Below are 13,262 nucleotides of genomic sequence, written 5' to 3'. Positions count from 1 at the left end.
GGACGATTACAATCCGGGCGCGATCCTAGCCGGGCTCGTCTCGGCAGCGCAACTCGACCACCCGCTTCGAACCCTCCGCCGCCCAGAGCCCGTTTCGAGAAATCCATGCCATACCAGCAAGCTGCCGCGTTGATCGCCGAGGCCCGCCTCGCCCGCCGCCCGCTCGCGCTTCTGCCGGAAGCGATCCGACCCGCCGACGAGGCGGCGGCCTATGCCGTGCAGGCGGCCGTGCATGAGCGCCTGAGGGACACGCGTTACGGCCGGCGGATCGGCTGGAAGATCGGCTGCACCACGCCGGTGATGCAGACCTATCTCGGCATCCCCAATCCCTGCGGCGCCGGCCTGTTCGAGGGCACGACGCATCGCTCCGGTGCGCGGATCTCGGCCGGGGATTTCTGCCATGTCGGCATCGAATGCGAGATCGCCGTGCGGCTCGGTCGCGACCTGGCGCCAGGCCCGGCGCCCTTCCGCGTCGAGGATGTCGCCGGCGCCGTCGACAGCGTCATGGCGGCGATCGAGCTGGTCGATGACCGCTATGCCGACTGGCGCAAGACCGACACGCCGACGCTGATCGCCGACGATTTCTTCGCCGCCGGCTCGGTGCTGGGCCGGCCGATCCCGTTTGCCGGCGCGCCGGATCTCGCCGAGGTCGCGGGCGTGACGCGGATCAACGGCGAGGAAGTCGGGCGCGGGCGCGGAGCCGACGTGCTCGGCCATCCGCTCGCGGCACTGGCCTGGCTCGCCAACAGCCTCGCGGCGCGGGGTACGATGCTGCGGGCCGGCGAAATCGTGCTGACCGGAAGCCTCGTCGAAACGCGCTGGCTCAATGCCGGCGACTGGGTCGAGATCGAGATCTCGGGACTTGGCGGGGTGACGCTGGCGGTGTCGGAGTGAGGCTCGGTCCTTCACCTCTCCCATGGGGAGAGGTCGACGGCCGAAGGCCGGCGGGTGAGGGGTTCAGCCCTATCTGGATGGTTCCCTACCCCCTCATCCGGAGCTTCGCTCCGACCTCTCTCCATGGGAGAGGAGAAGGATCCGGCAAACCCTACCGAAAATGCTTCGAGAGCTTCAGGCCCTGGGCCTGGTAGTTGGAGCCGAGGTCGCTGCCGTAGAGCTTGGCAGGACGTTGCGACATCTTCTCGTAGACGAGGCGGCCGACCGTCTGGCCATGTTCGAGGATGAACGGCACCTCGTGGCTCCGCACTTCGAGCACGGCGCGGCTGCCGGCGCCGCCGGCGGCCTGATGGCCGAAGCCGGGATCGAAGAAGCCGGCATAATGGACGCGGAATTCGCCGACCAGCGGATCGAAGGCGACCATCTCGGCGGCATAGTCGGGCGGCACATGCACCGCCTCGCGCGAGACGAGGATGTAGAACTGGTCGGGGTCGAGGATCAGCTCGGCCTTGCCGCGCACCGGGATCGGCTCCCAGTAGTCGAGCACGTCGCAGGCGGCGCGCTTGTCGACGTCGATGACGCCGGTGTGGCGCTTGGCGCGGTAGCCGATGATGCCGTTCGAGCCTTCGAGGTCGATCGAGAGCAGCAGCCCGCCCGATGCGCGGAAATCGCCGTTGACGAGCGGTTCGCGCGCGTTGAGCGCCGCGAGCTCGACGTCACCGAGATGCGTGTCGCCGCGACGAAACCGGATCTGCGACAGGCGCGAGCCGGTGCGGGCGACGATCGGGAAGGTGCGCGGGGAAACCTCCAGATAGAGCGGCCCGGTATAGCCGGCCGGGATCGTGTCGAAGGACTGCGCCCGGTCGGTGATGACGCGGGTGAAGATATCGAGCCGGCCGGTCGAGGATTTCGGATTGGCGGAAGCCTGCACGTCGGCCGGCAGCGCCAGGCTCTCCAGCAGCGGCACGATATAGACGCAGCCCGTCTCCAGCACGGAGCCGTTGGCAAGGTCGATCTCGTGCAGGGTGAGTTCGGCGAGCCGATCCTTCACCAGAACGTTCGGGCCGGGCAGGAAGCTGGCGCGGACGCGATAGGCGACGGCGCCGAGGCGCAGGTCGAGGCTCGCCGGCTGGATCTGGTCGGCATCGAGCGGCCGTTCGATCCGGATCTCGCCGGCAGCGAGGCTCGCGCCGATCTGCTCGGCCGAGAGAATTCCGATTGCTGCTTCGCTTGACATGCCCGCTCCGTAACGCATGCCACTGCATAGGCGAGCGGCGGGAATGCGGCAAGTCGCGCGTTAGCAGAAGTCGCCGTTGACGCCAAGCCGCCGGAGGCATATCAAAAAACGGATGGATCGTGGTCTATTTGAGCCGACCGGCTTGCCGCCACGTTAAACAATGTCGCTAAAAGGTCGGTTGCCGGAAATCCGACATCCGATTTTTGCCCGACCTCGCGTCGGGTTTTTCTTGATCGGGATCAGAACAGAATGTCCGAAGACAAGCCAAAGCGCCCCCGCCGCCCCGCCACGGAGCTCGTGCATGGCGGCACCCTCCGTTCGCAATTCGGCGAAATCTCGGAAGCGATGTTCCTGACGCAGGGCTTCGCCTACGACACCGCCGAGGCGGCGGAAGCGCGCTTCAAGGGCGAGGATCCGGGCTTCATCTATTCGCGCTTCTCCAATCCGACCGTCTTCATGTTCGAGGAGCGCATCCGCCTGCTGGAAGGTGCCGCGGCTGCGCGCGCGACGGCGAGCGGCATGGCGGCGGTCACCGCCGCGCTGATGTCGATGCTGAAGGCCGGCGACCATGTCGTCGCCGCCAAGGCGCTGTTCTCGTCCTGTCTCTACGTGGTCGAAGACCTCTTGCCGCGCTTCGGCGTGCAGTCGACGCTGGTCGACGGCACCGATCTGAACCAGTGGCGCGACGCGGTGCGGCCGAACACCAAGGCCTTCTTCCTGGAAAGCCCGACCAATCCGACGCTCGAGGTGATCGACATCGCCGCGGTGGCTGAGATCGCGCATGAGGCCGGCGCGCTGCTCATCGTCGACAACGTCTTCGCGACGCCGATCTGGCAGCAGCCGATCAAGCTCGGCGCCGACGTCGTCGTCTATTCCGGCACCAAGCACATCGACGGCCAGGGCCGCGTGCTCGGCGGCATCATCCTGTCGGCGGATGAGGCCTATGTGAACGACCATCTGCACAATTTCCTGCGCCAGACCGGGCCGACGCTCTCGGCCTTCAACGCCTGGGTGCTGCTGAAGGGCCTGGAGACGCTGGATATCCGCGTCCGCCGGCAGACTGAGAGCGCCGCGAAGATCGCCGACGCGATCGCCGGCCACCCGAAGATCGCCAGGCTGATCTATCCCGGCCGCGCCGACCATCCGCAGGCCGACATCGTCAAGAAGCAGATGGGCGCCGGCTCGACGCTGATTGCCTTCGAGGTCGATGGCGGCAAGGACGCGGCGTTCCGCGTCGCCAGCGCCATGGAGGTCGTGACGATCTCCAACAATCTCGGCGACGCCAAGAGCCTGATCACCCACCCTTCGACGACAACGCACCAGCGCCTGACCGAGGAAGCGCGCCTCGGCTTCGGCATCACGCCCGGCATGCTGCGCCTGTCGATCGGCCTCGAAGATCCGGACGACCTCATCGAGGACATCAGCCTCGCGCTCGACCAAGCTTAGCAAGCCAGCAGGCGTAGCAAAAACCACACAACTCCGGGGATTCGCGGCCGGCGGCCGCGAGTCACCAAGCTGTCACATATGGTTCGCGCCGGTCCTATAATTCCGTCACGGGGCGATGGAACCGACCACCCGCTGGGGTATCCCCAGACCGGCCGGAGGCTGATTTTTTGATGCCTTTTTGGGAACCATATCCATGACGACACCACGTCACATCCTGTCGGCCGGCATTTTGTCGGCCAGTGCGCTGGTCCTTGGGACCTTTGCCGCTTCGGCTGCCGATCTTGGCGCCGTCAAGGTTCCGGACGGCGCGATCGAGGCGCCGACCGCGCCGACGACCACCTTCGGCATCGAGGCGAGCCCGGAATTCTACGGCCGCTCGAGCGGTTCAAACGCGCTCGGCAATTATGCCGATACGGCGGTGAAGGCCAGCCTGTCGCACACGTTCGGCGGCGTCTGGGTGCTCGGCGGTTCGTTCCAGGCGACGCTCAAGGAAGACGACACGCAGCAATATTATGCCGAAGTGACTGGCGGTTATAAGTTCAAATTCGACAAGTTCACGCTGACCCCCTCGGTCGGCCTTGGCGACACCTGGGACGCGACCGGCCTCGGCGACCACAAGGATTCGAATGCGCTCTACTACGCGTTCTACCTCGCGGGCGATTTGAAGCTGAACTCGCAATGGACCTGGAACGTGTTCAACCTGCGCTATCGCGACGCGTTCGACTATCAGTGGATCACGCCGAAGGCCGCCACCGGCATCACCTATTCGTTCGATGCCTATAATTCGGTCTACACCAATGCCGGCTATAGCTGGAAGGATACCGGGGGCGGGCTGAAGGGCGACAAGATCAACGTCGCCTTCGGTTACAAGCGGTCGTTCTGAGCCGCTCCGGCACGCTGCCGCAACAACTGCCTCGTGCCGCTTGATCTGCGTCAGCGGCACGCACGCTTCCAAGGATAGGCTTGTCGACACTTGGTCGTGTCGATGTTGGTTGGTCATATTGTCCATGCGCTGAATTGCGCAGTGGCGGGCCTGCTTCGTCCGTGATTACTGGCGCCAGATGGCTGCCGCCATGCCAAACGAATGTTGGACAGATTCGCCGTCCTGCTCTAGTTTGGAACCCATCCAAAAAGCGGGCGCTGCTGATGGACTACCAATCGTTTTTCGTGGATGCGATCGACGCTCTCCACACCGAGAAGCGCTATCGCGTCTTCGCCGATCTCGAACGCATCGTCGGGCGGTTTCCGCACGCGATCTGGCGTTCGGAGCGCGGCGCGCGCGAAATCACCATCTGGTGCTCGAACGACTATCTCGGCATGGGCCACCACCCCGATGTCGTCCGCACCATGGCGGAAACGGCGATGGGTCTCGGCACCGGCGCCGGCGGCACGCGCAACATCTCCGGCAACAGCCATCCGATCGTCGAGCTCGAGGCCGAGCTCGCCGACCTGCACGGCAAGGAAGCCGGCCTCGTCTTCTCGTCCGGCTTCGTCTCGAACGACGCCGCGATCTCGACCATCGCCAAGCTGCTGCCCGACTGCCTGATCCTGTCGGACGAGCTGAACCATGCCTCGATGATCGAGGGCATCCGCCGTTCCGGCGCGCAGAAGCGCATCTTCCGCCACAACGACCTCGAGCACCTCGAGCAGCTGCTCAAGGAAGCGGCCCCCGGCCGCGCCAAGCTGATCGTCTTCGAGAGCGTCTATTCGATGGACGGCGACGTCGCGCCGATCGCCGGCATCTGCGATCTCGCCGAGAAGTACGGCGCCATGACCTATATCGACGAGGTCCACGCGGTCGGCATGTACGGCCCGCGCGGCGGCGGCATTTCGGAGCGTGAGGGCGTCATGCACCGCATCGACGTCATCGAGGGCACGCTCGCCAAAGCGTTCGGCACGTTCGGCGGTTACATCACGGCGAGCCGCGCCGTCGTCGACGCCGTGCGCTCCTACGCGCCGGGCTTCATCTTCACGACGGCGCTGCCGCCGGCGATCGCCGCCGCGACCACCGCCTCGATCCGCCATCTGAAGACCTCGCAGCTCGAGCGCGACCTGCAGCAGAAGCATGCGCAGCTGACCAAGTCGATCCTGATCCATGCCGGCCTGCCGGTGATGCCGTCCGAGACGCATATCGTGCCGCTCTTCGTCGGCAATCCCGACCTCTGCAAGCGCGCCTCCGACATGCTGCTCGAAGAGCACGGCATCTACATCCAGCCGATCAACTACCCGACCGTGCCGCGCGGCACCGAGCGCCTGCGCATCACGCCGACGCCGGCGCATGACGAGAAGCTGATCGAAGGTCTGCGCGACGCGCTGATCGACGTCTGGCACCGTCTCTGGCTGCCGCTCGGCCGCACCGCGCCCGCCAATGCCGGCCGCATGGTCGCCAATGGCGGCAGCTCGCATTTCGACGTGTTCCCGCCCGCCGGCGGTTGAACACCTCGTTGCCCATAAAAGGCCCGCCGAGCGCTCGGCGGGCCTTTTTAGTTTTCAGGACCCGACGTGGCTCCGCATCGATCGATTGATACGGCAGCCGATTGAACATTCGGCCGCGACTGATACGCTCCCGGCCGATATCGGAACGAACCGCCGAGGAGCGGCCTCCGCACGAACCGCCGAGGAGCGCCCGAATGACGAAGGCCTTGCTCGATTCCAGCGCCGGCGGCCCGGAGGCCATGGCCGCGATCGCGAGCATCGTCGCCAGGCTGGAGGCAGCGCCGGGCCTGCGCGCCCTGGCGCTCGGCGGCAGCTACGGCGCCGGGCTGGAAGACGCCCATAGCGACATCGACTTCCTCGCCGTCGTCGCCGATGGCGCCACGGACGAATTCGCCGCGCGCTGGCGCGAGGCTGTCGGCGACGTCGGCGAGATCGTCCTCTGGTGGGGACCGGCAGGTCCGGCCGACCGTGATCAACGCGATCACCGCCAGCTGGCTGCGCGTCGACGTCGACATCGTGACCCCGGCGCAGCTGGCGTCGCGGTCGAAGGATGGCGTCAAGGTCCTGATCGATCCCGACGGCCTTTTCGACGCGCTTCCCGACGTCTCTGCGAACAGGGAGCCGAATCCGAAGCGGATCCGTTGGCAGGCCCAGGAGTTCATGCGCATTCTGGGTCTGCTGCCGCTCGCGATCGGCCGGCAGGAATATTTCAACTCGGTCACCGGCCTGTTCCTGCTGCGCAACCTGATCGTCGAGCTGATGATCGAGGAGACGAACGCGCCGCACCGAGGCGGCGCGCTGCATCTGAACCGGCTGATCACGACGGAGCAGAAGGCGGCGCTCGCAGCCCTGCCGCCGCTGGTCGCCGAGCGCGACGCGCTCATCGAGGCTTATCTCGCGCATGCCGCGCTGTATCTCCCCCGCGCAAGGCAGCGAGCGGCGAGACTGGGCATCGACTGGCCCGAGGCCTTCGAGGCGGCGACTTGGGCCCACCTGCGCGACGCGCTCGGGCTCGAAGCGCCGCGGAGCGGTGGGTGAGGATTTGCGGCCGGAACTCCGCCGTCATCCCCGCGAAGGCGGGGATCCATGCAGCCGAAACCTCGCAGAGCAAAGCGCCCCGCAACCCGGTTGAATGGATCCCGGGTCTCCGCCCGGGATGACGGAGAGCCTTTTTCACCTAGCCTTCGACGCGAGCTACTTCGCCAGCCAATCCGCCAAGCGGCGTGTCGCTTCGCGGATCTGGTCGAGATCGCGCAAATAGCAGAGGCGCATGAAGCCGTCGCCGCCGGCGCCGAAGGCACCGCCCGGCGCCAGGCCGACACCAGCCTGGTCGACGAGGCGCAGCGCCAGCGCCCGCGTATCCGGCTCGCCGTCGACGGCGAAGAACGCGTAGAACGCGCCAGCCGGGCGGACCAGCCGCACCCGGCCCGTCTTCTCCAGCCCCGAGCAGACGATCTCGCGCGCTTCCATCGCCCGCTGGCGCTGGAAATCGATGAAGGCGTCGCCCTGGTCGAGCGCCGCGACGGCGCCGCGCTGCAGGAATTTCGGCGTGCCGGAGCTCGAATATTGCACGAGGTTCTCGATCACCTGGCCGAAGATCGGCGGCGCCGACAGCCAGCCGACGCGCCAGCCGGTCATCGCCCAGTTCTTCGACATCGTGTTGACGTAGAGGATACGGTCATCCGGCTCGGCGATGTCGTAGAAGGACGGCGAACGGTCGCCCTCGTAGAAGAAGCGCGTATAGACCTCGTCGGAGACGATCCAGAGCCCGCGCGCCCGCGCGAAATCGAGGATCGCCTGCAGCTCGTCACGCGTCGCCGTCCAGCCGGTCGGGTTGCAGGGCGAGTTGAGGAAGAGCGCCTTGGTGCGCGGCGTCACCGCCTCGAAATAGCGATCGAGATCGAGCGTCCAGCCGGCATTGCCATAGGTGAGCGGCACCTCGACAACCTTGGCGGCCCCGACCTCGGCGGCGGCGGCGAAGTTCGGCCAGGCCGGCGTCGGCACGACGACCTCGTCGCCATGACCGGCGACCATGCGCAGCGCGATCTGGATCGCCGGCATGCCGCCGGAAGTGACGAAGAAGCGCTCGGGATCGAACGGGCGGCCGTAGAGGCGCTCGTGATAGCCGGCCAGCGCCTGCCGCAGCTCGGGAATGCCGCGCTGGTGCGTGTAGAAGGTCTCGCCCGCGTTGAGCCCGGCCTGCGCCGCCTCGCTGATGAAGGCTGGCGTCGGCAGATCGCCCTCGCCGACCCAGAGCGGGATCAGGCCGGCGCGATCGCGGCCATAGTTGAAGACCTCGACGATGCCGCTTTCCGGAGCCTGGCTCGCTTCCGGGCGCAGCGTATTCAATGCGGTGTGAATGGACACGCACGTTTCCAATGGCTGAGGCGCCGGATCCCCCCGGACCCTCGGCGTCGTTGTTCGGTGACAGGCGGGAACTTAGCCGACAACCAAGACAAAACGGCGGCCAAGGGCCGCCGTTTGCTGCGAAGACGCAAATTTATCCTTCGCGGATCCTACTTCTTGGCAAGCAGGTCGCGGATCTCGCGCAGCAGCGCCACGTCCTCGGGCGTCGCGACCGGGGCCGGGGCTGCGGCCTTCTCGCGCTTCATGCGGTTCATGCCCTTGACGATCAGGAACAGGATCCAGGCGACGATGATGAAGTTGATCAGCAGCGTCAGGAAGTTGCCGTAGGCGACGGTGGCGCCGGCCTTGCGGGCGGCGTCGAGGGTCGCCTGCGGCTCGCCGGCCAGCTGGATGTACTTGTTGGTGTAGTCGATACCGCCGGTGATCACACCGATGATCGGCATGATGATGTCGTTGACGATCGAGTTGACCAGCCCGCTGAAGGCGGCGCCGATAATGATACCGATGGCCAGGTCGACCACGTTGCCCTTGAGGGCAAACTCCTTGAATTCCTTCAGCATGCAAATGTTCCTTTTGCCCGGCTCGCGCGGCAAGCTCGATTCACGACCATCCAGACTATAGCGCAGCCATATGGCGCGCGAAACGTGTGCGCTTTACCTACGCAATGCTGTTTTGCGGGATGGAAAGCCCTGCCGGGCGCCGGCTCGCCTGCGGCGTCGAGCACGATTGACGGGCCGGCTCGGCAGGGGCTAAGAGCCTCGCACCATTGTCGAGAACAACCGATGTATCGAACCGTCACGCGATCGATCCAGGTCACCGTGCAGCCGAGCTTCGTCGAGGACGATTCCTCGCCGGGCGAAGGCCGCTATGTCTGGGCGTATACGATCGAGATCGTCAATCTCGGCCTGGAGAACGTGAAGCTGCGCTCGCGCTGCTGGCGCATCACGGACGGGCGCGGCCATACGGAGGAAGTGCGCGGCGTCGGCGTCGTCGGCAAGGAGCCGTCGCTGAAGCCCGGCGAGAGCTTCGAATATACCAGCGGCTGCCCGCTCTCGACGCCGTCGGGCATCATGGTCGGCACGTACCAGATGCAGACCGAGGACGGCGAGATGTTCTCCGTCGACATCCCCGCCTTCTCGCTCGACATGCCGAACGCCGCCCGCGTGCTGCACTAGTCCCTTCGGGTTTCCGCCTCGCACGACGATACGCGCTCAATCGTCATCCCCGCGGAGGCGGGGATCCATGCAGCCGGGTTCGCGGGCCTGGATGACCAGACCCTTCGCAACTCCCGAGGCATCGGATGAATGGATCCCCGCTGCGCGGGGATGACGGCGGCGCGTGTTGCCGCCGCCGAACGCATGTCTATGCGCCGCCTCCGCACAAACGAGAGTGGAGGCTCAGGCCGTCCCGGCCGAGAACCGTTCCTCAGCCCAGAAATTCCTGCGGCTCAAAACTGTATTTGGCGCCGCAGAACTCGCAGGTGACGGCGATCTCGTCGTTCTCGATGCTGTCGGTGATCTCCTCGGCCGAGAAGCCGCGCAGCACGCCCTCGATCCGGTCGCGCGAGCAGGAGCACTGGTCCCGCACGGCCGAAGCCTCGAACACGCGGACGCCGCGCTCGTGGAACAGCCGGTAGAGCAGCCGCTCGACCGGGACCTCGGGATCGATCAGCTCGTGATCCTCGACGGTCGAGACCAGCGAGGTGGCCTCGGCCCAGGCGTCGCTCTCCTCGCCCTCGACCTCGTGGCCGTCCGGGACGTCGCCGCCCGGCAGGTCGCGATGACCGGCGCCGGACTGCGGCAGGAACTGCACCATCATGCCGCCGGCGCGCCAGCTATGCGCGGCGCCGCCGTCCTCGCGCGTCATCATCTCGGCGACCGCCAGCCGGACGATCGTCGGGATCTGCTCGGACTGGGCGAAATAAGCGTGCGCCACCTCCTCCAGGCTGGCGCCGTCGAGCTTGACGATGCCCTGGTAGCGGCTGGTGAACTCGCCCTGGTCGATGGTCATGGCGAGGATGCCGTTGCCGAGCAGCAGCTCCGGCTTCAGCGTGCCTTCCGCCTCCATCGCCGCGACCCGCTCCTTGTCGAAGCGGGCATAGGCGCGGATGTTGCCGGGCGTGCGGTAGTCGACGACCAGCATGTCGACGGGGCCGTCGGTCTGCGTCTGCAGCAGGAACTGGCCCTGGAACTTCAGCGACGAGCCGAGCAGCACGGCGAGGACGACCGCCTCGCCGAGCAGCTTCGACACCGGCAGCGGATAGTCGTGCCGCGCCAGAAGCGCCGACAGCGCCGGCCCCATCTGGATGGCGCGGCCGCGCACGTCCAGCCCCTCGACCGCGAAGGGCAGCACGGCATCGTCGCCGGCCGCGTCGATCGCGCCGGTATCTACGGGTTCAAGTTTTTCCATCAGAGTGCCTCCGGGCCACCCAGGCACCAGGCAAGAATGCCCTTCTGCGCGTGCAGCCGGTTTTCAGCCTCGTCGAAGACGACCGATTGCGGTCCGTCCATCACCTCGGCCGTCACCTCCTCGCCGCGGTGGGCGGGCAGGCAATGCATGAACAGCGCGTCCTGCTTGGCGCGCGCCATCAGGCGGGCGTTGACCTGGTACGGCTTCAGGAGATTGTGCCGCCGTTCGGCCTCGTTGTCGCCCATCGAGACCCAGGTGTCGGTGACGATGCAATCGGCATCGGCCGCCGCGTCGTGCGGATCCTCGCCGGCGATGACCTCGCCGCCATGCGAGCGCGCCCAGTCGAGCAGGCTGTGCGCCGGCGCCAGTTCCTCCGGCGTCGCGATCTTCAGGCGGAAATCGAAGCGCGCCGAGGCGTGCACCCAGGAAGCGAGCACATTGTTGCTGTCGCCGAGCCAGGCCACCGTCTTGCCGGTGATCGGGCCGCGATGCTCCTCATAGGTGAGGATGTCGGCCATGACCTGGCAGGGATGCGAGCGGCGCGTCAAGCCGTTGATGACCGGAACCGTGGCGTTGCGCGCGAGCTCCGCCAGCGCATCGTGATCGAGAATGCGGATCATGATGCCGTTGACATAGCGCGACATCACCTTCGCCGTATCGGCGATGGTCTCGCCGCGGCCGAGCTGCATCTCGGCGCCAGTGAGCATCAGCGTCTGGCCGCCGAGCTCGCGCATGCCGACGTCGAAGGAGACGCGCGTCCGGGTCGAGGGTTGCTCGAAGATCAGCGCCAGCACCTTGCCGGCGAGCGGGCCGACGCCGTCGAGCGCCCCGTTGCGGGACGCCTTGATGCGCTTTGCGCCTTCCATGATCTGCCGAAGCGTAGCGGAATCGAACTCTGTCAGGTCGAGAAAATGCCGAACCATGATGCCCCGTCCCGCCTACGCGGATTGCCGCGCCGCATCGGCGGCAGCGGCTTCGATTGCGGTGAAGGCGGCGTCCATCCTGTCGATCGCCGCGTCGACTTCGGCCTTGCCGATGTTCAGCGGCGGCAGCAGGCGCAGCACGTTGTCGCCGGCGCCGGCCGCCAGCATGTGCTGGTCGCGCAGCGCTGCGACGACCTCGGGGATCGGCTTCAGCGCGTGAATGCCAATCAGGAGGCCCTCGCCGCGAATGCCGTCAACGACACCGGGATGGCTGTCGATCAGCCCGCCGAGGCGCTGGTTCAGATAGCGCGCGGTCTCGCGCACATGCTCGAGGAAGCCGTCGGCGAGCACCGCGTCGAGCACGGCATTGCCGACCGCCATCGCCAGCGGATTGCCGCCGAAGGTGGTGCCGTGCGTGCCGGGCGTCATGCCCTTGGCCGCCTCGTTGGTGGCGAGGCACGCGCCGAGCGGGAAGCCGCCGCCGATGCCCTTGGCCGCCGTCAGGATGTCCGGAGCGATGCCGGTCCACTCATAGGCGAACAGCTTGCCGGTGCGGCCGATGCCGGTCTGGACCTCGTCCATGATCAGCAGCATGCTCTCGGCGTCGCAAAGCGCGCGGAGCTCGCGCAGAAAATCGTTTGGGAAGGAGCGCACGCCGCCTTCGCCCTGGATCGGCTCGATCATGATCGCCGCCGTCGCCGGCGTCACCGCCGCCTTGATCGCCGCCATGTCGCCGAACGGCACCTGGTCGAAACCGTCTGCCTTCGGGCCGAAGCCGTCGAGATATTTCTGCTGGCCGCCGGCGGCGAGCGTCGCCAGCGTCCGGCCGTGGAACGCGCCCTCGATGGTGAGGATGCGGAACCGCTCGGGCTGGCCGTTGACATAGTGATAGCGCCGCGCCGTCTTGATCGCGGCCTCGTTGGCCTCGGCGCCCGAATTGGCGAAGAAGACGCGGTCGGCGAAGGAGTTCGCGACCAGCGTGTCGGCGAGCTTCTCCTGGCCGGGGATCCGGAACAGGTTCGACGTGTGCCAGAGCTTGCCGGCCTGTTCGGTCAGCGCCTGCACCAGAACCGGGTTGGCATGACCGAGCGTGTTAACCGCGATACCGGCGGAGAAATCGAGATAAGCGTCCCCGTCTCGCGTAAAGACCCAGGCCCCCTCGCCTCGCTCGAACTCGAGCGGTGCACGCGCAAAGGTGTCAAAGAGGCTGGACGAGGTCTTTTTTACGCTGCTATCGGGGGCGTTCATATCCCCTCCTTCGGATGAAACCACGGAAATGGGTGCCAAAAATCAAAAGTGCCACCCGAGGCCGACGCGCCGGGCAGCACCTTTTTGCGTTGCCCTTATATCACGGTCGTGACGTTTTGTGTCAATGAAAACGGCGGCGGCGGGGCCTCGGCGGCGGCTAAGCGATTGACCCGACTCACGGTTCGGGGCTGAGACCGCAAGTTGGGGAAAACGCAAGGATCCACATCTAGGATTCCTGCCGACTCTTGTCACCGAGTCAGGCCATATAGTATCTTAATAACCGTTAAGATACGAAATATCGA

General features: G+C 66.4%; 12 protein-coding genes and 1 riboswitch. Of the genes, 6 read left to right on the top strand and 6 right to left on the bottom strand.

Features of this window, described 5'->3' with window-relative positions; genetic code table 11:
- Positions 1-105: 105 nt before the first annotated feature.
- The gene (locus K32_RS01340; protein WP_201402300.1) at positions 106-894 is read left to right on the top strand and encodes a 2-keto-4-pentenoate hydratase; all 789 of its coding nucleotides are present in this window, start codon (positions 106-108) and stop codon (positions 892-894) included.
- Between the two features lie 151 nt (positions 895-1,045).
- Here the strand turns inward: K32_RS01340 and K32_RS01335 are convergent, their stop codons facing one another.
- Positions 1,046-2,131, bottom strand: coding sequence for a 2'-deoxycytidine 5'-triphosphate deaminase (locus tag K32_RS01335; protein ID WP_201402299.1), 1,086 nt, complete (start codon positions 2,129-2,131; stop codon positions 1,046-1,048).
- A gap of 109 nt (positions 2,132-2,240) precedes the next feature.
- A riboswitch (SAM riboswitch) is annotated at positions 2,241-2,321 on the top strand.
- 59 nt (positions 2,322-2,380) lie between these two features.
- Between K32_RS01335 and K32_RS01330 the strand changes: the two genes are divergently transcribed.
- The 4 genes from K32_RS01330 (at position 2,381) to K32_RS01315 (ending at position 7,051) form a co-directional block, all read left to right on the top strand.
- Complete coding sequence (locus tag K32_RS01330) at positions 2,381-3,577, top strand: O-succinylhomoserine sulfhydrylase (protein ID WP_201402298.1); 1,197 nt, start codon at positions 2,381-2,383, stop codon at positions 3,575-3,577.
- Between the two features lie 193 nt (positions 3,578-3,770).
- Positions 3,771-4,460, top strand: coding sequence for a hypothetical protein (locus tag K32_RS01325; protein WP_201402297.1), 690 nt, complete (start codon positions 3,771-3,773; stop codon positions 4,458-4,460).
- 263 nt (positions 4,461-4,723) lie between these two features.
- Positions 4,724-6,013: a 5-aminolevulinate synthase gene (gene hemA / locus K32_RS01320; protein WP_201402296.1), complete on the top strand. Its 1,290-nt coding sequence runs from the start codon at positions 4,724-4,726 to the stop codon at positions 6,011-6,013.
- 468 nt (positions 6,014-6,481) lie between these two features.
- Positions 6,482-7,051, top strand: a complete 570-nt coding sequence (locus tag K32_RS01315; protein ID WP_201402295.1) for a hypothetical protein — start codon at positions 6,482-6,484, stop codon at positions 7,049-7,051.
- A 156-nt stretch (positions 7,052-7,207) separates the two neighbouring features.
- On the opposite strand, the gene K32_RS01310 is transcribed toward K32_RS01315, so the two are convergent.
- Positions 7,208-8,374, bottom strand: coding sequence for a pyridoxal phosphate-dependent aminotransferase (locus K32_RS01310; protein ID WP_371813060.1), 1,167 nt, complete (start codon positions 8,372-8,374; stop codon positions 7,208-7,210).
- Positions 8,375-8,529: 155 nt separating this feature from the next.
- A complete protein-coding gene (mscL, locus tag K32_RS01305; protein ID WP_201402294.1) occupies positions 8,530-8,940 on the bottom strand; it encodes a large conductance mechanosensitive channel protein MscL in 411 nt (136 codons plus the stop codon).
- Positions 8,941-9,162: 222 nt separating this feature from the next.
- Here mscL and apaG point away from each other — a divergent pair, with 222 nt between their 5' ends.
- Positions 9,163-9,555, top strand: a complete 393-nt coding sequence (gene apaG / locus K32_RS01300) for a Co2+/Mg2+ efflux protein ApaG (RefSeq protein ID WP_201402293.1) — start codon at positions 9,163-9,165, stop codon at positions 9,553-9,555.
- Between the two features lie 250 nt (positions 9,556-9,805).
- On the opposite strand, the gene K32_RS01295 is transcribed toward apaG, so the two are convergent.
- Genes K32_RS01295 through K32_RS01285 form a run of 3 tightly spaced genes read right to left on the bottom strand, consistent with a single transcriptional unit; the run spans position 9,806 to position 12,960 of the window.
- Positions 9,806-10,789 carry an Hsp33 family molecular chaperone gene (locus K32_RS01295; protein WP_201402292.1) on the bottom strand — a complete coding sequence of 328 codons (984 nt, stop codon included), beginning with the start codon at positions 10,787-10,789 and terminating at the stop codon, positions 9,806-9,808.
- Positions 10,789-11,712 carry an ornithine carbamoyltransferase gene (gene argF / locus K32_RS01290; RefSeq protein WP_201402291.1) on the bottom strand — a complete coding sequence of 308 codons (924 nt, stop codon included), beginning with the start codon at positions 11,710-11,712 and terminating at the stop codon, positions 10,789-10,791. The genes K32_RS01295 and argF overlap by 1 nt, the downstream gene beginning before the upstream one ends.
- Before the next feature lie 15 nt (positions 11,713-11,727).
- Complete coding sequence (locus K32_RS01285) at positions 11,728-12,960, bottom strand: aspartate aminotransferase family protein (RefSeq protein ID WP_201402290.1); 1,233 nt, start codon at positions 12,958-12,960, stop codon at positions 11,728-11,730.
- Positions 12,961-13,262 lie beyond the last annotated feature (302 nt).

The organism is Kaistia sp. 32K (assembly GCF_016629525.1).
Classification (GTDB): Bacteria; Pseudomonadota; Alphaproteobacteria; order Rhizobiales; family Kaistiaceae; genus Kaistia.
Note: the sequence above shows the minus strand (reverse complement) of the source record. Positions and strands in the feature narration are given on the sequence as shown.